The organism is Vibrio sp. 9-16B-A1 (genome assembly GCF_056726165.1).
In genome coordinates, this window is the sequence record NZ_JBSDZD010000001.1 from 45,504 (window position 1) to 63,967 (window position 18,464).

24 protein-coding genes are annotated in these 18,464 nt (G+C 45.8%); 16 read left to right on the forward strand and 8 right to left on the reverse strand.

The annotated features are described in order from the left end of the window. Positions 1–56: 56 nt before the first annotated feature. The 6 genes from ACVB80_RS00205 to ACVB80_RS00230 are packed head-to-tail and all read right to left on the reverse strand — an operon-like array spanning position 57 to position 4,587. On the reverse strand, positions 57–830 hold the full coding sequence (locus ACVB80_RS00205) for a heme ABC transporter ATP-binding protein (RefSeq protein ID WP_481079239.1): 774 nt from the start codon (positions 828–830) through the stop codon (positions 57–59). Then, the gene (locus tag ACVB80_RS00210; protein WP_481079240.1) at positions 827–1,864 is read right to left on the reverse strand and encodes a FecCD family ABC transporter permease; all 1,038 of its coding nucleotides are present in this window, start codon (positions 1,862–1,864) and stop codon (positions 827–829) included. The genes ACVB80_RS00205 and ACVB80_RS00210 overlap by 4 nt, the downstream gene beginning before the upstream one ends. Positions 1,865–1,874: 10 nt before the next feature. Then, positions 1,875–2,717 carry a heme/hemin ABC transporter substrate-binding protein gene (locus ACVB80_RS00215; RefSeq protein ID WP_481079241.1) on the reverse strand — a complete coding sequence of 281 codons (843 nt, stop codon included), beginning with the start codon at positions 2,715–2,717 and terminating at the stop codon, positions 1,875–1,877. A gap of 21 nt (positions 2,718–2,738) precedes the next feature. Beyond that, positions 2,739–3,152, reverse strand: a complete 414-nt coding sequence (locus ACVB80_RS00220) for an ExbD/TolR family protein (RefSeq protein ID WP_481079242.1) — start codon at positions 3,150–3,152, stop codon at positions 2,739–2,741. Beyond that, entirely contained in the window at positions 3,149–3,829 is a 681-nt protein-coding gene (locus ACVB80_RS00225) for a MotA/TolQ/ExbB proton channel family protein (protein ID WP_481079243.1), read from the reverse strand. The genes ACVB80_RS00220 and ACVB80_RS00225 overlap by 4 nt, the downstream gene beginning before the upstream one ends. Positions 3,830–3,831: 2 nt before the next feature. Next, positions 3,832–4,587: an energy transducer TonB gene (locus tag ACVB80_RS00230; protein ID WP_481079244.1), complete on the reverse strand. Its 756-nt coding sequence runs from the start codon at positions 4,585–4,587 to the stop codon at positions 3,832–3,834. 110 nt (positions 4,588–4,697) lie between these two features. Here ACVB80_RS00230 and hutW point away from each other — a divergent pair, with 110 nt between their 5' ends. From hutW to hutZ, 3 genes are all read left to right on the forward strand, one after another. Further along, on the forward strand, positions 4,698–6,056 hold the full coding sequence (hutW, locus tag ACVB80_RS00235) for a heme anaerobic degradation radical SAM methyltransferase ChuW/HutW (protein ID WP_481079245.1): 1,359 nt from the start codon (positions 4,698–4,700) through the stop codon (positions 6,054–6,056). A gap of 10 nt (positions 6,057–6,066) precedes the next feature. After that, entirely contained in the window at positions 6,067–6,570 is a 504-nt protein-coding gene (hutX, locus tag ACVB80_RS00240; protein ID WP_481079246.1) for a heme utilization cystosolic carrier protein HutX, read from the forward strand. A 90-nt stretch (positions 6,571–6,660) separates the two neighbouring features. After that, the gene (hutZ, locus tag ACVB80_RS00245; RefSeq protein WP_481079247.1) at positions 6,661–7,185 is read left to right on the forward strand and encodes a heme utilization protein HutZ; all 525 of its coding nucleotides are present in this window, start codon (positions 6,661–6,663) and stop codon (positions 7,183–7,185) included. Positions 7,186–7,254: 69 nt separating this feature from the next. Here hutZ and ACVB80_RS00250 read toward each other — a convergent pair whose 3' ends face one another. Then, the gene (locus tag ACVB80_RS00250; protein WP_481079248.1) at positions 7,255–8,163 is read right to left on the reverse strand and encodes a chemotaxis protein; all 909 of its coding nucleotides are present in this window, start codon (positions 8,161–8,163) and stop codon (positions 7,255–7,257) included. Between the two features lie 324 nt (positions 8,164–8,487). Here ACVB80_RS00250 and ppiC point away from each other — a divergent pair, with 324 nt between their 5' ends. From ppiC to ACVB80_RS00275, 5 genes are all read left to right on the forward strand, one after another. Next, complete coding sequence (ppiC, locus tag ACVB80_RS00255; RefSeq protein ID WP_481079249.1) at positions 8,488–8,766, forward strand: peptidylprolyl isomerase PpiC; 279 nt, start codon at positions 8,488–8,490, stop codon at positions 8,764–8,766. A gap of 36 nt (positions 8,767–8,802) precedes the next feature. Next, complete coding sequence (locus ACVB80_RS00260; RefSeq protein WP_481079250.1) at positions 8,803–10,323, forward strand: recombinase family protein; 1,521 nt, start codon at positions 8,803–8,805, stop codon at positions 10,321–10,323. A gap of 615 nt (positions 10,324–10,938) precedes the next feature. Next, positions 10,939–11,454: a hypothetical protein gene (locus tag ACVB80_RS00265; RefSeq protein WP_481079251.1), complete on the forward strand. Its 516-nt coding sequence runs from the start codon at positions 10,939–10,941 to the stop codon at positions 11,452–11,454. After that, positions 11,451–11,759 carry a hypothetical protein gene (locus tag ACVB80_RS00270; RefSeq protein ID WP_481079252.1) on the forward strand — a complete coding sequence of 103 codons (309 nt, stop codon included), beginning with the start codon at positions 11,451–11,453 and terminating at the stop codon, positions 11,757–11,759. Before ACVB80_RS00265 ends, ACVB80_RS00270 begins: the two co-directional genes overlap by 4 nt. Further along, positions 11,756–12,181 (forward strand): hypothetical protein, encoded by a 426-nt coding sequence (locus tag ACVB80_RS00275; RefSeq protein WP_481079253.1) that lies wholly within the window; start codon positions 11,756–11,758, stop codon positions 12,179–12,181. The genes ACVB80_RS00270 and ACVB80_RS00275 overlap by 4 nt, the downstream gene beginning before the upstream one ends. 193 nt (positions 12,182–12,374) lie before the next feature. Here the strand turns inward: ACVB80_RS00275 and ACVB80_RS00280 are convergent, their stop codons facing one another. Then, a complete protein-coding gene (locus tag ACVB80_RS00280) occupies positions 12,375–12,683 on the reverse strand; it encodes a hypothetical protein (RefSeq protein WP_481079254.1) in 309 nt (102 codons plus the stop codon). A gap of 51 nt (positions 12,684–12,734) precedes the next feature. Between ACVB80_RS00280 and ACVB80_RS00285 the strand changes: the two genes are divergently transcribed. The 8 genes from ACVB80_RS00285 (at position 12,735) to ACVB80_RS00320 (ending at position 18,412) form a co-directional block, all read left to right on the forward strand. Continuing rightward, the gene (locus ACVB80_RS00285) at positions 12,735–13,871 is read left to right on the forward strand and encodes a hypothetical protein (RefSeq protein ID WP_481079255.1); all 1,137 of its coding nucleotides are present in this window, start codon (positions 12,735–12,737) and stop codon (positions 13,869–13,871) included. Positions 13,872–14,045: 174 nt separating this feature from the next. Beyond that, a complete protein-coding gene (locus ACVB80_RS00290) occupies positions 14,046–14,381 on the forward strand; it encodes a hypothetical protein (protein WP_481079256.1) in 336 nt (111 codons plus the stop codon). Continuing rightward, the gene (locus tag ACVB80_RS00295) at positions 14,356–14,706 is read left to right on the forward strand and encodes a hypothetical protein (RefSeq protein WP_481079257.1); all 351 of its coding nucleotides are present in this window, start codon (positions 14,356–14,358) and stop codon (positions 14,704–14,706) included. The genes ACVB80_RS00290 and ACVB80_RS00295 overlap by 26 nt, the downstream gene beginning before the upstream one ends. 50 nt (positions 14,707–14,756) lie before the next feature. Next, positions 14,757–15,230 (forward strand): hypothetical protein, encoded by a 474-nt coding sequence (locus tag ACVB80_RS00300; RefSeq protein ID WP_481079258.1) that lies wholly within the window; start codon positions 14,757–14,759, stop codon positions 15,228–15,230. Continuing rightward, complete coding sequence (locus tag ACVB80_RS00305; RefSeq protein ID WP_481079259.1) at positions 15,227–16,015, forward strand: hypothetical protein; 789 nt, start codon at positions 15,227–15,229, stop codon at positions 16,013–16,015. The genes ACVB80_RS00300 and ACVB80_RS00305 overlap by 4 nt, the downstream gene beginning before the upstream one ends. Before the next feature lie 57 nt (positions 16,016–16,072). Then, positions 16,073–16,480, forward strand: coding sequence for a hypothetical protein (locus ACVB80_RS00310; RefSeq protein ID WP_481079260.1), 408 nt, complete (start codon positions 16,073–16,075; stop codon positions 16,478–16,480). Positions 16,481–17,142: 662 nt separating this feature from the next. Further along, a complete protein-coding gene (locus ACVB80_RS00315; protein WP_481079261.1) occupies positions 17,143–17,601 on the forward strand; it encodes a hypothetical protein in 459 nt (152 codons plus the stop codon). A 136-nt stretch (positions 17,602–17,737) separates the two neighbouring features. Further along, the gene (locus ACVB80_RS00320; protein ID WP_481079262.1) at positions 17,738–18,412 is read left to right on the forward strand and encodes a hypothetical protein; all 675 of its coding nucleotides are present in this window, start codon (positions 17,738–17,740) and stop codon (positions 18,410–18,412) included. Positions 18,413–18,464 lie beyond the last annotated feature (52 nt).

Here is an 18,464-nt window from a genome sequence, read left to right on the forward strand (position 1 = left end):
GGGCGTATAAAAAATGACCATGCTCTCTGTCAGTTTGTGTGACAGAGAGCATGTTTTCAGGCAGCGATAACCAGAGGAAAATCGTGTCCAGGGTGGGGCAGGATCTGAACTTTATACTGGTATGCTTCGGCGATGTTTGCCGGGGTCAGCACCTCTTTCGGTGAGCCGTCTGCTATCAGCCTGCCGTCGTGCAGCATCAGCAGTCTGTCGGAGTACTGCGCGGCGAGATTGAGATCATGCAGTACGACAATAACCGTCGCCCCCAGTCTGGCCATATCCCGTGCTTTAGACAGACAACTGTGCTGATGCGCAGGGTCGAGTGCAGATGTGGGCTCATCAAGCATTAGTATAACATCTTGATATTTCGAGAGTTGTGTTAAAACCCGGGCAAAGTGAACCCGTTGTTTTTCTCCACCTGACAGAGAGGGGTAGAGCCTTGCAGAGAAATCCGGGATACCCAGCTGCTTCATTTTATCAGAGGCTATTCTGGTGACTTCGCTCTGACTGCATTCGAGGGGGATGCCCCCCATTTCAACAACTTCCTGTGCGGTGAAGGGGAAAGTGAGGCCGCTGTGCTGAGGTAAAATGCCAAGACGTAATGCCAGTTCGCGGGGCTCCCAGTGCTTAACGGCTTTGCCAAAGCAGAAGACGTCTGATTTGCTGTTGTGTTCACCGGACAGGACCTTCAGCAGGGTACTCTTTCCTGCGCCGTTAGGGCCGAGTAATGTCGTGACCTGACCGGGTTGAAACGAAACACTGATGTGGCTGAGAATTGTGCGTTTTCCGAAGGAAACCGAGAGATCCTGTACTGATAAGGAAGGTGTCATCATAGTGTTTTCCCTTTTTGTTGAAACAGTAACCAGAGGAAAAATGGCGCGCCAAACAGCGCTGTGACAATGCCTACAGGCAATTCTGCCGGAGCCACTGCGATACGGGCGATCATGTCAGCAAGGGTCAGCAGCAGTGCGCCCAGCAGAGCTGATACAGGGAGAAGGCGACGGTGATCCGGGCCAGTCAGCATACGGGTAATATGTGGTACCACCAGGCCGATGAATCCGACCGGGCCGACCAGGCTGACAGTAATACCCACACCAGCAGCAGTAGTCAGGATAAGGGTCTTCTTCATTTTCTGAACGTCGATCCCAAGGTGTCGGGCTTCAGACTCACCCAGCAGCAGAGCGTTAAGGGCCATCGCTTTACGGAAAAAGAACAGGCCAAGCAGTGTAAGTGTGGCAGCCGCAAGGGCAATACCAGGCCAGCTTGCTCCCGCCATTGAGCCCATTCCCCACAGGGTCAGGTCCCTGAGCATCTGATCGTCTGCCAGGTAGTTAAAATAGCCAATCGCTGCGCCGGAGAGGGCGCTGACAGCCACGCCCGCCAGCAGCATGACTGTGACAGAAGTGCCGTATTTACTGGTGCCGAGTTTATAAACCAGCAAAGTTGTGGCTGTACCTCCAATGAAGGCGAATACCGGAACCGCAAACAGGCTGAGCAGCAGCGGGTGTGTCAGATGAAAGGTGGCAAATACCATCATGGCAGAGGCGGCGCCAAGAGATGCGCCGGCAGATACCCCGATGATCCCGGGCTCCGCCAGTGGATTACGAAACAGCCCCTGCATGACAGCACCGCACAGTGCCAGCATAGCACCAACCAGTGCACACAACAGGGTGCGTGGCAGGCGAATGTTCATGATTACCATCTGAATATGCTCCGGCAGGCTGAACAGACCCGGAAACAGGCTTTTATAACTGTCTGTAAAACTGATATCCATCGGGCCGGTCGCGACCGAGTAGCCACTGATGATCACCAGCAGTCCGGCGGTCATCGTCAGCGTGCGCGATAGTGGTTGATTTCTGGTATGCATAATGGGTCCGTTACTGAGTGTAAAGCAGGGTATTGATACGTTCAGCTTCTGTCAGTGTTTTCAGGCCAACCCCACCTACGAGTGCTTTGCCGTCGACCGTGATAAAACGCTCGTTTTTACCGGCCGGAGTGGCGGCCAGCATCGGCAGTGCTTTGAGCAGTTCTTTTGCACCGCCAAGTGTTTCCCAACTGCGTCCGCTGACGAGGATCACATCCGGCTGCATTTCTATCAGGGATTCATTGGAAAGCGGTTTATAAGAGCGGATTTTTCCTGCGGCCGGATTGTTGCCACCAGCCAGGCTGATCAGCGCATCCGGTGTCGTATCACTGCCAGCAACATTAGCCGGGCGTCCCTGATGGATAAGCAGGAACATGACTTTCAGGCGTTCACTTTGCGGCTGGCGCGATTGGAGTGCAGAAATCTGCTCTGAAACCCGGCCCTTTAGTGTTGCAGCCTGTTCTTGATGGCCGGTCAGCGCGCCTATCTGGTCGATTCGGGTGTAAAGCCCCTGAACACTGGCGTCACTGTTAACCTTTTCGATTACTACGCCGCTGCTTTTCAGCAGCTTCAGGGCCGACTCCGGTCCCATTTCGTCAGAGCCCACGACCATATCCGGGGAGAGGGCGAGCAGACCTTCGGCGGAAAGCTGGCGATGGTAACCGACTACCGGGAGCGCTTTTCCCTGTGGCTGTTCGCTGGTGACATCGATGGCAACCAACTGCTGGTCTGCGCCCAGTTCTGTGATGATTTCAGTCACGGCGGAGCCTGCACTGATGATTCTCTCCTGAGCAAAAGAAAAAGGTGCGGTGATAAGAGAGAGCGCCAACAGGCTGTGTCGGAAAAATTTCTGCATGATTAATTCACTTTGTCAGTATTAATTGGGTTGGGTCAGTAGCTGAGTCGCTTCAATGTTCTGTTGTTGCAGCAGAGAGAGCAGTTTTACCATGTTCTGGATTTGTGCCTGCCTGTCTGCTGCGATGATGACCTGTGTTTTTGGGTTCTGGCTGACCTGCTCCAGCAGAGCCTGTTTAAAGTTAGCCCAGTCGATGTATTCGTTGCCGTTAATGGCCCAGAAGGGCTCAGCATCGAGAATATTGATCGTCAGGGTTTTCTGTTCCACGGCTTGTGTTTGTGCGCTGTCTGCTGTCGGCAGGCTGACATCGAGCGATTCCAGTTTGACTGACGCGGTAAGCAGCAAAAACACCATCACGATAAATATGATGTCCAGCAATGGAGTCAGGTCCGGCGTCAGCGTGGCTGACTGATGGTTACGGGACGCGCGGATCATGCAGGCTCCTGTGTCAGCGTGGTGTTTTGCTGAGCTGCCAGTTTTGATTGTGGCTCGGTTGCTATGCCTTCCAGCCAAAGGTTGACGTAGTTAAGGGTGTGTTCCAACTTGGCAACGATGCGGTCAGCCCATAGCCCAAGAAGCTGCGCACCGGCGATGGCCGGCAGCGCGATCATCAGTCCTGCTGCCGTGGTTTTCATCGCCAGCCCAAGGCCATCAGCGAGATCATTTGGCGTGATGCTGCCACTGGTTGCTGCGACGCCTTTAAACATTTCAATCAGACCAATGACAGTCCCAAGCAGACCAATCAGAGGGCTGATAACGCCAATCAGGCCAAGCAATTTAAGGCCGGCATGCAGTTGGTGACGTTTTTCATCCAGCCACATACCTGCAGCATCTTCACGGAGTGATTTTTCAAACCGGCGGTGAGCAATCAGCATGGCGACACCTTTACACAACAGAGGGCGACGGCTGACCAGTTGATCGGCGAGCGTATCCAGCTCTTTATCCTGAGAAGGGGACAAGCCTGCCAGCTGACGGCGGATTTTGCGCTTCCCCACACAGGTACTGAGCAGTACCTGGGTCAGTCTTTCTGCAATGATAGTAATAGTCAGTGCTGAGCAGATCAGCAGGGGCCAGGTCATCAGGCCAAGCTGTAGTTGTTCTAAAGATTCCATACTTAATCCAGTGTAAATCGAACGGGGACTTTCACCCGGTGTGCAACGGCTATGCCGTTCACCTGGTGGGGAGAAAACTGCCATTTCTTAATGGCTTTTAATGCGGCTTTATCCAGCATCTGCGTGCCGGAGGATCTGATCAGAACCTGTTTAAGTTGCTTTCCATCTTCATCGACCCAGATTTCCCAGGTTGCAGTACCTTCAATACCCCGTTTGCGGGCCAGGCGTGGGTAGCCTGGTTGTACGGGTTTAGTACGAAACTTTGGCTGATCGATGACAGGGATTTTATTGCTTGCTCCCTGGCTGGAAGGCACTGGTTTTGACTCATTCGGCTCTGCTTTTGTCTCTTCAGGCTGTCTGGCCTTAACAGGCTCAGGTGGCTGTGCCTGATGCTTTTCTTCAACTATCTTCGAGATTTTTTTTGGCTCAGGCTTTTTTTTCACGACTTTGTTTGCCGACTTTTTGGGCGCTTCTTTCTTTGGCTCCGGAGGAGGATTTTTTTTAACGATCGGCTCAGGGACTGCTTTTGGCGCTGACACTGGCTGACGTCTGCTCTGTGGCTGCGGTGCAGATATCAGACTAAGTGAAACGGATGAAGGACTGCTTCCTGCAGGCATGGCGACAGCCCGGTGCTCTGGTACGGACCAGAGGATAACGGCATGTAATGCCAGAGAAATTCCTCCAGCAATGACATAACGGGGCGTGTTCACGAAGGGCTCCGGTTTTTTTATGGGATGATGGGCCGTATTTAAAACCAATTATCAAATAAGATCAATTATCATTTGCATCTAAATTTTTTGACGCATATTATACGGCAAGTTTCGTTATCGACTTGAGCGAGAAAGCTCAAAATATTAAGAATAAAAACATGAAGTTAGATCTATCCTCTCTGGATCCTGAATGGCTGGGAGAATCCACGCCGGATCCGCTTCGTTTTGCTTTCAGAGCAAAAACGTCGGCCCATGCGGGCTCTGGTGGAATGCCTGTTGCCAGAGAAGCCCAGGCCAGCACGCTTGAAGGCTTGTTTTCGTCTGTACAAAGCATCAACACGCCGCGTTGCCTTTATATCCATGTTCCGTTTTGCCGGGTTCGCTGTACTTTTTGCAATTTCTTCCAGAACGCCGCAAGCCGGAGCCTGGTTGATCAATACTTTTCTGCGCTGATGACTGAACTGGAAGAAAAGGCGCGTCTGCCCTGGACTCAGGCGTCGCCGTTTCATGCTGTTTATATTGGCGGGGGGACACCTACTGACCTTTCACCACAGCAAATCAGACAGCTTGGCAGCGCGATTAAAAGCCTTTTCCCTCTGGCCCCTGACTGCGAAATCACGCTGGAAGGGCGGATAAATAAACTGAGCGATGAGTTGTTTGATAACGCGCTGGAAGGCGGATTCAATCGCTTTTCGTTCGGTATTCAGAGCTTTGATACAAAAGTACGCCGCAGTGCCAAACGTCTTGATGACCGGGAGGATGTACTGAGAAGGGTGCAGGATCTGAGTGCACAAAACGTCGCTCCGATTGTGCTTGATTTGCTTTATGGCTTGCCGTATCAGACCGAAGAGGTGTTTGAAAACGACCTTAATGATTACCTGGAAAGTGGCGCTCATGCGGTTGATCTGTATCAGTTGGTTGTAGGGGGCAGCGCGCCGATGATCGGTCTGGTTGAAAAAGGCCGGATGCCTGCCCCGGCGACCACAGCTCAAAAGGCGACTATGTATCAGATGGGCGTTGAGTTTATGGCCCGACATCATCAGCGCCAGCTCAGCGTCAATCACTGGGCGCGGGATAACCGTGAACGCAGTCTGTACAACAGCCTGGCCAAAACCAGTGCCGAGGTGCTGCCGGTGGGGTGTGGTGCAGGCGGTAATGTGAATGGCATCAGTATGATGCATCATCGTGATCTGAAGACCTATATGGCGTGCATAGAGTCAGGCGGGAGTGCGGCCGCAATGTTGATTCGCCAGCCTGCACAGGCTGCACTTTTTGCCGAAATCAAAGCCGGATTTGACCGGGGCGTAGTAAGCCGTGAAAAGCTGAACCAGGCCGCAGGCTTTAACTGCTATGAATACATTAAACCGGTATTTGAACACTGGCAGAACAACCAGCTGGCAGAAGTCACCCAGGATTATCTGAGCCTGACCCTGGCCGGCAGTTTCTGGGCCGTCACTCTGGCTCAGAGCACGATTCAAATTCTTCAGCAATACTACAAACAGCGCCAGGCGGCGTAATGGAAAAGACATGCAGGAACTAAAAATCAAAGTAAGTGAACTGTTGGCTCAGGAGCCGGGAATGCTTCCGGGTGCAATGGCAGAGCAACTGAATGTGAGTGAATGGCAGATTGTGGCTGCACTGCCTGATGATATGGTGACTACGGTTGCCGGAGAGCAGACTCAAAACATTCTGGAAGGTCTGACAGACTGGGGGCAGGTGACAACGATAGTCCACTCCCACGGTTCAATTTTTGAAGTAAAGGCCCCGTTTCCTAAAGGTAAATTTGCACGCGGATACTACAATCTGATGGGCAGACAAGGCGAGTTACACGGTCACTTACGACTGGATCTGGTAGCGAATGCAGCTCTTGTCAGCAAGCCGTTTATGGGCCAGGAGAGTCACTATTTTGCGTTCTTCACAGAGCAGGGTGATTGTATGTTCAAGATCTACCTGGGCCGTGACAAAAAGCGTCAGCTGCTTCCGGAGCAGGTAGAGCGATTCGCTGCTCTGAAACAAGTGCTCAGCCAATAATTAAATGAAAGACAGGCGGCAAAGACCGCCTGCGTATTCAAATAAGAACGAAAAAGCAAATAAGAAAGTAAAAGTCAGGAGATATAAATAATGGATCAATCGGTAAAACAGGAGCGACTGCAAAGTCGTCTTGGCCCGGAAATTCAGGAGTTTCGTGCTGAGCGCCAAACGCTTCAGCTTGCGACTGTTGGACAAGATGGTACGCCTAATGTCAGTTATGCACCATTTGTGCAAAATGAGTACGGCTATTTTGTGCTGATCTCTGAGATCGCTCGCCACGCGCGTAATCTGATGGAAAGCCCGCGCGCGTCCATCATGATGATCGAAGATGAAGACACAGCAAAGCAGTTGTTTGCCCGTAAACGACTGACGTTTGATGCATCAGCTTCGCTGGTTGAGCGTGACAGTGAGCTGTGGCTGCAGGTAACAGAGCAGATGCAGCAGCGTTTTGGAGAGATCATTAACGGTCTGAGCCAGCTTCAGGATTTCAAAATGTTTCGTCTGTCTCCGTCAAATGGTCTGTTTGTAAAAGGTTTCGGCCAGGCTTATCAGGTATCCGGTGACGATTTGGTTGACTTTGTCCATCTTCAGGAAGGGCATAAGAAAGTAAGCTGATAACTTATCGGCCTCCAAACAGAAAAGAGCCGCGATTGCGGCTCTTTTAATTTAAGGGGTTAATATGCGTTACAGTGCGCCGGTTTTGTTTTCTTCCAGCATTTTCGCGCCACGCAGCATAGCATTGACCAGCTCGGTCGCATCGAATTTGGTCAGGGCTTCGTGGGCACCTACCTGGTGCGCCTGGTCAACACAAATCTCACTCGACAGAGACGTATGCAGAATACGGTAGCTGTGGCTCAGCGCCGGATCGTTCTGGATTTCAAATGCCAATTCGTAACCATCCAGGCCAGGCATTTCTATATCACTCACAAGAAGATCCACCGGCCGGCCTTTAGCGGCATCGGCGCGCATCAGTTGCAGCGCATCGAGACCATTCTTACACACCTGATAGGCGATATTGATACTGTCGAGCGCATCAGACAGCTGTTTACGTGCGACAAAGGAGTCGTCGACCAGAAGAATACTCAGTGGTTTCAGGCGCTCGCGTTCCACATCGGTCAGGATAGGGATACGGGCGGATGCTTCTTCCGGGTAGATCTTAGAAAGCAGCAGTTCCACATCAAGCATCTGAACCAGTTTGTCATTATGGCGGGTAATACCGGTGACAAATACATTATGCCCTGCAGAGTCAGGGGCGGATTCGATAGAGCGCCAGTCACATTCGATGATTTTCTCGATGTCACGTACCATAAAGGCCACCACGGTACGCAGGCAGTCAGTGACGATCAGATAACTGTTTTTATACTCTTCAGGCGGAATAGGGCGAAAACCAATAGCTGCGGCCATATCGATCACTGGCACTGTAAGCTCACGGATAGGAACTGTACCAACTACATGCGGGTGCGAGTAAGGAATCTGCGTAGTTTGCGCATACGGGACAATTTCACGGACCTTCAACGTACCGATTGCGAAGCTGTGTTGAATGGTCAGCTTGAACATCAACATTCCCTGCGACTGGTTAGCTTTGCTTTTCATAAAGGCTCTCAAATAACGTTATACTTCTATTGTATAGCTTAATCCGGCTCAAAAGGCCTGAATTAGTTCAATTCTGTTAATTCGTACGGAATTACTCTGCCCAAAAGCGCAAACCACTTTTCTGCGTATTGTAAACAATTTATTTTCTGTACGGCTCAACTCAGGACTGCATAGTGTACAGGAAATCTGCTTCAATTGAACAGGGTTCGGGTGCCGATTAGTCTCACTGGTGTAAATCCGGCCCGGTAAACGGTCAAAACAGGATGCATCCCGCGCGGGGATCCGCTAGACTTCGCGTCCCGGATTTTCAGATTGAGAGACATCATGGCAAGAACAGCAGCAGCCCTTCACATCCTGGTTAAACACAAAGAGCAGGCTGAAGACATCATCAAACAGCTGAAAAAAGGCGCCAAGTTCCAGACTCTGGCCAAAAAGCATTCTACCTGCCCATCAGGCAAACGCGGCGGCGACCTGGGCGAGTTCCAGAAAGGTCAGATGGTCCCTCAGTTTGATAAAGTGTGCTTCTCCGGTGAGGTTCTGACTCTACATCTGGTTAAAACCAAGTTCGGCTGGCACGTTGTTAAAGTTTTATACCGTATCTGATACAATCAACTTGTATCAGATAGGACAAGACTTCCAGTGAAAAAAGCATACCTTTACATTCGATTCAGTACACTCAAACAAGAACAAGGCGACTCTGTTCGTCGTCAAATCAAAAAGGCTGAGCAGTGGTGCGAGTACAACAAAGCACAACTCTCAGACCTCACATTCGAAGACCTCGGCGTTTCAGCCTTTAAAGAGGGCGGTAAACGCCCTGCACTCGCAGACTTAATCGATGCCATTGAGAATGGAAAAATCGAGCGAGGTTCTTACATTCTTTTCGAAAACACAGACCGATTGACGAGACGTGGATACAAACACGCGCTTGATCTGGTTCATCACATTGTAAGCTTAGACGCTACGCTAATCATGGTCGATACTGGTGCGACTTATGACAGAAATACGATACATGACTTAGCTCCTATTTTGCCGTTGCTCCTTGATGCGGATCGAGCAAGAGCCGAATCGGAGCGTAAAAGTCAGCTAATCAAAGCAGCTAAAAGCAAAGTCCGAGAGCAGAATTTGTTACGAGGCAAGATGCCTTTCTGGATTGATTTGATCGACGGGGTGGCTCAGCTAAATCAAAGGGTCGAAGTCGCGATTAGGATTATCGATCTTAAGCTCAAAGGTTGGTCAAACAACCGGATTTCTAAAGACTTGAATCAATCAAAAATCCCGAGTGCTCAGTACAAACAATGGAATGCAAGTGCCATTCGTATCACTGTTGCCAATCACGCTCTATACGGTGCAAAGCAGTACAATGTCACCGAGGGTACAAAGCTCCGAGAAGTGAAAGTTGTTGACGATTTATTCCCGCCGTTAATGTCGAAGTCAGCTTGGCTCAGCATTCAGCGGAAACCGGAAAATGCAAAGGGTAGAACGTCAGTACAAAGCCCGTTTAGTGGTCTTTTGAAATGCTCTGATTGTGGATCAGGTATGATTCAACGCACTTCGGTGTACAAGGGAAAACGCAAGTTATACCGTAAATGCTCTAGAGCAGTGGACGGAGCGTGTGATAACACAGTTATGATGCGAGAACCTGACAGCATTTTGCTGGAATGCTTACAACATTTAAAGTTTGTACCTTTGGATAGAAAAGATACGGATTTAACGGTAGAGATTCAACAAGCTCAAGAGCAACTGACTGAGTTACGATGTGCAGTGAAGATGGTTAAAAACGCTTCTGCGTTAGCCATGATGTATGACGACTTAGCAGAGAAAGAAGACGCTCTCGAAGCTCTTAGGAAGCGTCAGGAAAGCGAACAATTGATACCTGATAAAGCTGACTTTGTAGCGATTATGTCGTTACCAACCGTTGTAGAGCAGCAAACCGAGTTGCGTAAGATCATTGATCGAATTGAGTTGTACTTTATCGATAAGAAAACTTGGGGTGTAGTAATCAGGATGAAAAACGGCCATAGACAGGCTTTCCAAGTGTTTTACCATCATTACGGTTGGCGAATCGGATTCAAATCTGATACTGAAAAAACTAAAAATTTAGTGAATGAATTGATGTCTGATGTAGAAGGGGACTGGGGAGAAATCTTGACAGATAACTGAATTTCACGCTAAAATAAAAAGTTTTCTGGACTTATAAGACTGGATATGCTACTCTCGCTTTGCGTTTTGACAAAAACGAAGCACTAGCTGACAAAGCGAGAGTAGCATATCCAGTCAAAAAGCGTTTTTTGTCGCTGCAAAATTTCTTTAAGTCATTGTTTTTAAAAGAGATTTTCTTAAATTTCTTTACCAAATTAGTCATTTTCATAGCTATCTATTCCTCATCTGATGGATCTGTTGACGGGTTCATAAGAGCCCTTATTTCAACCTTTATTATACCATACTTACTATCTCGAAAGTAGTATTATTGAGGCTGAATCTATAATTGAAAATAATAAAGTCTGTCGATAAGAATGCTCTAGTGAAATAATCACTAAGCCTGCGGCAGACTAGATTTTCTGTAAACTTTCGTGTACAAAATTATTTTCAAAAGTTTGTTTATCGTTTGTTTACTAGCGCTTACAATAACATTATCAACAATCAATCATAACTATTCAATACTCTATTCTTCGGTCAGAAAAGAATTAATTATCTGATTCTCTATCTCTCAAAAACAAGATTCGCGAAGCGAGGGCGCAGCCCTAATAAATACTCTCAAATCATACGAGGGTAAAAATGAAAACGAATCTACTACAACAAGCACTGGTGGAAAAGACAATCACCGAAGCTGCTAAAACTCCAGAAGAAAAAGCACTATTCGAAACTGCTGTTCAAACCGTATTCACTGTTTTTGAAAGTGAGTTCCAAGAATACTGTCGCCGTGGCTATCAAGATGCTTTGACAATGGGTCGCGATAAAATCTCAGAAGCGATCAAAAGCATTGAAGACAGACAGCCGAATGTTATTAGCCCAGAGTCTGTCCTAGAACGCTTACGCGCTCTTGAAAATAAAACCAGTAACAGTATTGCAGAGTTGATGAAAGATAGCGCATTTCACGCTGAGCTTATTCAGGAGCTTCAGGACTTTGTGATCGGGAATAAAACCATTGAAAAAGATAAGAAGCCAGAGGGCGAGATTAAGAATCTGGAAAAGCGTCCTCTTGAAAAAGCCAGAGACGAACACCAGAAAAAACAGAAAGTAAAAGAGTCACTAATGAGTCAGTACGTTAACGAAGCTAAGGTGATCAAATGAACATGGCAGTAATTTTAAAAGAAATCGAAAACCAGCATTGTTCAGTACTGGATAATCCAGAGCTACTGGAGAAGCTTCAGGAAGCTAAGGACGAGCTTTACTCTGAGCAAGTAGCTCAGGACATTGAAGGCAAGACAGAACAGCTCCTAAAGCACATGGAGCTTGTTTGGGCTGAAAACCTGATTGAGATCGAGAAAGCAGAGAAACTGGCTGAATCGGATCTGGATTTTAAAGAGATCCAGAAAGCGTGTGAGTTCAACGAGCTTGTATCGTGGTTTATTGAGCGACTGAGGACTAATGCATGATTATCGAGACGAAACACAATGCTGGTAAATGCAGACTGCATAAGGCGCATCTTGTTTTCATGAACAGGGAACAAGCTGTAAAGAATCCTGATCCCGCTGAATGCGTTGCCATGCTTGAGAATCAAAGATTGTCGCTGTTAGATGACCCCATGAGCAAGACGACAGCTAAAGCGCTCTGGGAAGTAGGGACACGCTTTAATCTGTATAAAGCTAAACAAGGTGCTAAAGGGTACTATCTGTCTGCTCCTAGTTGGGGAGGCGTTGAATCTGAGCTTGTTGAGAAACTTGGTCAGATTACTGAATCTGTAGAACCAGAAATCGTTGAGAGTGTTATCCCGGTTAACGATTGGATGTCTCAGTATTTGAGCGCTTCGATTGCAGTTAATAAGAACTGCACCAAACACGTGGCAAAAGGTCACTAAATACTATTAGAAATGACCTGTAGTCGGCTACACATTTCGATGACTGTGACCTAGACAATCGCAGAGCATTATTAATCCATGAGAAACCCCAGTTATTGCACACTGGGGTTTTCTTTTGCCTGCCGTCCAGGATGGAAGATAAAAAAAAGCCCCGTAAGGGGCAAGGCAAAATCAATGAGTAAAGAAAAAAGAATTACTTATCTTTATTTAGTCTTTTCTGTTCCGCTTTCACACCAGCCCATGTTTTCGGCTCAGTAGAAGCGTTTCTGATGTGTTCCATCATTTGCTCTTTGTTATTGCCGTAAATCTTAATACCGTTCAGTTTAAGGTATCGGGCAAACAAGGCCATTTCATTCAGAGATTCTTTCTCCGATTCCGTAATCGGATCGTATTTAAGGTTTCCAGCGCTGTCGATTAAACCACGGTGAAAAGCTCCCCATTCGTGAAATGGCTTTTCAATGAGTGTTTTAAGTCCAAGAATAAAGAATTGTGCGTCAGTCATGTTAGCTCCTTTTAAAACAGTATTTAGATAAATACAGAAAAAGGAACTACTATGTCACTACACAAATTATTAAAAGAATCCGCGCTTGCTCAAGTTGATGAAAACACCAACGTAGAGCACATGGCAATAACACGACCTAATCTTGTTGATATTCAGCGTAAAATCAACAGAAGTATGATTAATGCTGTCGTTACAAAACCAACCAACAGACCTGTTTCAACTATCTACGTGAAAAAAATCACGGCGAAACAAGGCAACACTACAACAGGTAAATACTCCCAAAAGGAAATCGAAGCATTACCTATTCTGGACTTTACTCAAGATCACGCTAAAGGCACAAAAGGTCGAATAAAAGGCTTTGACGGAGTTGTTTACGTGTTCCTGAAAGACTACACCAAAGATACAGCGAAAACGATGTTAGACCTGTACATGGGTGGTTACGTGCAGTCTGAGTCACTGGACGGCCAGATCAATGATGAACTAATGAACAACAAGCAAGTCGTTGAAGTTGAATTCACCATGCGTCGTGAAGACACCGAAGCACTGAGTCATAAAGTATGCCTGTTGTTCACTCAAGAGCTTTATCAAGACTTAGCTGCACAACCGGGTGTAGATGCTGATGAAGAACTAAAGCAAGTAATCGCAGAAACATTCAGCAGGGCGCTTAACAGCTCTATTGCAGATAAGAACCTGTTTTTCGCTAAAGCGCATAATGAGGTGCTTGATGTAAGCCAAGCGAAAGACGGTTTCAAGGCAAACTTATTACGTGAGCTTTTGACTCCCATTACCTCCGAAATCAGGAAAGCAACCCAATGCTGTACGAGTTACCTGCTATGTAGCCAGAACGTATACGACCTGTTTGTTAACTCTGGTCACGCAGAAGCTTTCGAAGACGGCGTTTTCTTGAAAGACAGTCAGATTTACCTTGTCGCAGATCCTATTGACCGAGGTGAGGAATACATTCTGGTAGGTCACACGTCAGATGATAACGCAACTGCACCAGTTTATTACGTGCCTTATTTAGGCGGTGTTTATCTGCATGAAGTATTAGAAACCAAATCAATGCAACCTGCATTATACGGTATTGACCGTTACAGCTTTGTTCTGAATACAGAGGAAAAAGACCCAGCAAAGCAAGCTGGTACAAGTCGTTTATCCACAATCGCAAAAGTGAAACTAAATGCTTAAAATAGTAGAGAAAGAAAATAACACAATGATCGCTTGTCCTCTTATGGTGGCAGACAAAGTACGATCTCTAAAAAACGATTTCATTATGAAGTTGATGAAAGAACGTGAACCAGAAAATGCAGAGTTTATCGAAAGCCTAGAATCCTTCATTGAGAGTTGTGAGGAGAAACTGTCATGACTATTCTAATAAATGATGATGATGTCCGTAATGTAAATAAATGTCTTTCTGTATTGAGAGAGTATGAAAGAGCCGTTGATAAATGGTGCACCTTATTATGTTTGAAAATGAAGGATAAGGAAGAGTATAGAAATACAGAAGTATACCTTGACCATATTTGTGAATACTTGAATGAGCATTTGCCGAAAGCTAGGAAATACGTATCCGAGAATAAATCACTTCTTTCTAAAGAAGAAAAAGATTTACTGAATGACTTTATGACTAACGAAGATTTTAAAATAATGCTTGATAACATGGATAATAAAAATGAAACCAGTAATACACAACATTAAAACCAACTTTGAAACTACAGTTGACGAAGGGCAGAGCTTTACTCTTGAAGTTATCGAAACAGGCGCTACTGGCTATCAGTGGGTTAAAGATAACAACGACATTCAAGGGGCAACACAGAAGACTTACACCGTAGCTAAGGCAGCGTTCCCAGAGCACGAGGGGCGCTATCGTGTGAAGTGTTCGAGCGTTGACGGTACTACAGAGAGTCACGACTTAACTGTTTTGATTCAGACTGGTTCTGGAAAAATGACAGCGGGTGACTATGCAAATAATCCTTATCGTGTTGCTATGGGTATCGCGCAAAACAGCGTAATCGTTATCTGAATAAATACCCCAGAAAGAGGGGTATTATGGTCAACAGATGTTTTATCTACATGATCGAGACGCCAGAGGGTTGCTACATCGGTAAAAGTATCAGCCCTCTGTGTAGATTTTTCGCTCACAAATACAGAAAGGATTTAAAGGTCGGGGAACTGATTGAGAAATACGATCTCAATCTAGATAATCTGGTCATTTTGTACGAAGACACAGAGGAACGCTGCCTTGTTATCGAAGGCTGGTTTGCAGATAAGTATAAAAGCTTTAATCAAGTCCCATTCAATTGCTATCAGCTAACTCAGTCGAAAGAGGCTAAAACAGATAAGCAGATTTTGAAGTTTCTCTCGCGAGATAAAACAACGAAGTTCAGCGCTAAAAACCTTATTCCTAAACACTCCAAAAATGAAATGAAACCGTTTGTCGATGAAGAGCTGAAACGTAATCAGGAACTTATGAAAGAACCTATAGAGCAAAGTTTCAGGAATAAGAAGAAATTTATAAATCTAACAACAGACGAGGTGATTTGGTGATTTTAAACACTTTCGCCGAAAGACTGAACAAGTTCGATTTCCATCGCGAAAACATGTTCAGCGTATACTTTGCCAGATTCATGACTGACAAATCTAACAAAACCTGGCAAGACCTAAACGAAAATCAACCACAGAAACCGTGGGAAATAAGTTCAGAGAAGTTCGAAAACGCTATCTTTGACACGGTGATGAAAAAATCCAAGTTAGCCAGACGTGTTATCGGTGCTTACAGCCCACGACTTATAGATACTCTGTTTGGTCAAACTGAGCTAGGTAATGTACTAAAGAAAATGGACGACAAAGCCAAACGAAACTTAGGCCTATCCATTCAGTCAGTACAAATACCAGAAAGCTCAATAGAGATAACTGTGGACTCTCACGATGCAAAACCAAAATTAAAACTCGGTGCAAAGAGCTATGAACCACTAACTATCGCATTTAGGCATGACAGTGACGGTTTCAACTTCAACGTGTTCCAGATGTGGCTAGAGAGCATTAGAGGCGATGATGGTCTGTACGCTTATCCAGACAACCTACTGGGTGAAATTGAAGTCTATAAGCACAACAGACAGGGTAAACCAACAGGCGTTCACAAGTTCACAGACGTTATACCAACGAAAGTCAGCGCACCTACGATGAGCTATGAAAACAACGGAATAAGCGTCTTTGAGGTTCAGTTCATGTACAAAAGCCATAATGTTGCTCCTGTTGAAATCAATGATGAAGACTGGTTCGAGACTATTAAAGGCTTTGGACAAGACATCGAAACGATTATAAGGGCATAAAGATGAATAAGATAACGGAGCCTGTGAAAACTCCTATACCAACGGGACAAACGACCAATGAACGAAGAACAAACGAATACGGAACAGCCCGCTAAACGAGACACCAGAATAGGCAAACACAACGCTAGCGAAATGGGCAAAAGGTCAGGTGAAGCCCGTCGAGCTAATAAAATAAACAAGCAAGGTTTCCCACTACAGGCTTTTGTAGTGGCAGGTCTACTCGGTGAAAACGAGATAAAAGCCCTTGAGATGTCCCCATTTGGACGTGACGAACTCAAGACACTACTATCAGACGGCCTTAAACAGCGTATGAACAACAGAGCGAAGCAATCAGAGTTACACGTCACTGACTATGACCGATTGCAAAAGGCAGAAGCAGAGGCGAAAAACCTTGCTATTCAAGTCGAAAGCTTACAAGAGCAGAAAGCAAACCTAGAACAACAGCTTAAGGAACACCGATGCTAACTTTAACGAATGCAGACACATTAACCCTAATGAACAGAGTGAAACATAATCCAGAAGCACGTAGCGTACTGGATAAGATGATCAACTCAGAGCACTGCTTTGACTCAAGCGAGATAACTGAGAACCTGAAAGCCGTCGGTTTCGATTTCGGCGCATTTATTGAGAGTAGGGAACAGGAAAAAACTGAACTCAAAAAGCTAAGCACTTTCAAATCGGACGTTGAATGTTAACTCCTTGTTACTTGACCAATCCAGTCAGATAAACGTGAAGCACCTTTAAATCTGGACTTTTGAGCAAAGGCTTTGTGTTCAGCTTTCAAGGAGAAAGCTGTGATAAAACACCTTAGTTCGTAATAAGGCCATTATGTTCAATAAGCTGGTTCTAATGTAAAAATGGTTATCTGGAAACGATAAGGGCCACAGAATAAAAATCTGTGGCCCTTTTTGGTTTCAGTAGAATCTGTATCGTCACTGACAGTGATAAACCTTGTGATTCCAGTGTGTTATCAGGAGGTTACTAGGCAAAAAGAGGTTCACAGACCGCTTACGTTGTCAATAATGGAATCGTAAGCAAAGCCCTCCCAGTATTGGTAAGCATTTCTGTTTTTCAATCCCTTGAACTATGTTGTTCGTTATCGTACCATCTGCATTTTAGGAGCCGTTATGTTCGAACCAGTTGAGGAACAGAAAATGCCGGGTCAAGTAGACCAAGACCACGAACAAGAGCTAATGACAGACCAAGAGTTATCAGAAGCACGTGAGAAACCGATGATCACGCAGATGTCGGAGGAATATCTTTACGACGTCCTGAAGCAGTTAGAAAGCAGTAAGCTGATGTCGTTTGAACAGACTGTACAGAAAGCTTTGGAGAGAGTACGCAACGAGCGCAGAACAGAAATTCTTGAGAAAGCTAAACAGATGCTTAAAGAGAATGGCCTTTCGTATAAGGACTTAGCACCAGAGGCACAAAGTGAACCAACAGAAAAGTCAAAGCAGTACAGCATTGTGATCGACGGGCAAGAACACCTGTTTTACGCGAAAGGTCAGATGCCTAAAGCTGTCAGAGAAGAACTCAAGCGATTAAATCTAACAAGACCAGAATACATTCAGAGCTTGAACTGAGTGATTGCCCGGGTAACTGGGTTTTTTAGGTTTCCAATCAGAGGTGAAAATGAAACACGTCATGGTACGTATTATGTAGAATCAATGCGCTCCAACGCACAGGCGAGCGCTAGTGATAATTTTTTGAGGTAATAAAATGAATAATATACAGAAAGGGCTGAGTTTGTTTAAGGAATTTCTTCAAGGTGTTGAGGAAGATGTCAAAGAAGCAAATAGAACAAATGACAATGCAGTTATCAAGGAACTGATGCTGAAACACCAAAACGCTTTTGGTGAGGTTCTTGGTCACAATTTCCTTGACGGATATGACGAATTTCAAATTCAATTTTATAAAGATATTGAAAGCGGCGAACGTTATATGGAAGAATGTATCCATGCTTGGTATTGTCACGTATTGGATATTATCAATGTTGATTTGCAAACGGCGCAGTTACTTTGCCCTTTAGCTCATCAAGTCGTTTCAATCTGGGAAAATGATGCGCGAGTGAGTGATCGAGTTTATTACGATGCGGGGGAATTGCTTGATATTAGCAATGCAATGCACTATCGAGCTAAGTACGATTCCAGATTCGAGTTTATAAAAAGTCTGGATAGAATGATTGCAATTTGCAATCAGAATGATGAAAACAAAAATGAGCTATTGGAAGTAGAAGAAAAAAGGCTCAAGGAATACGGCGTAGCTTTTAACAGCCGAATCACTTTTAACGATGAAAGCGAATCGGAACCTAAGTATGATGATACTTGGTTCAACAAGTTCGTTAAGGATAAAATTGAACTACTCAAAAAGCTCCGTAATTCAGAAGCACAATAAAGGTAATAAGAGCGAGGATAGCTACTGGTCTGGAGAGTGCCGGTTTACTAAA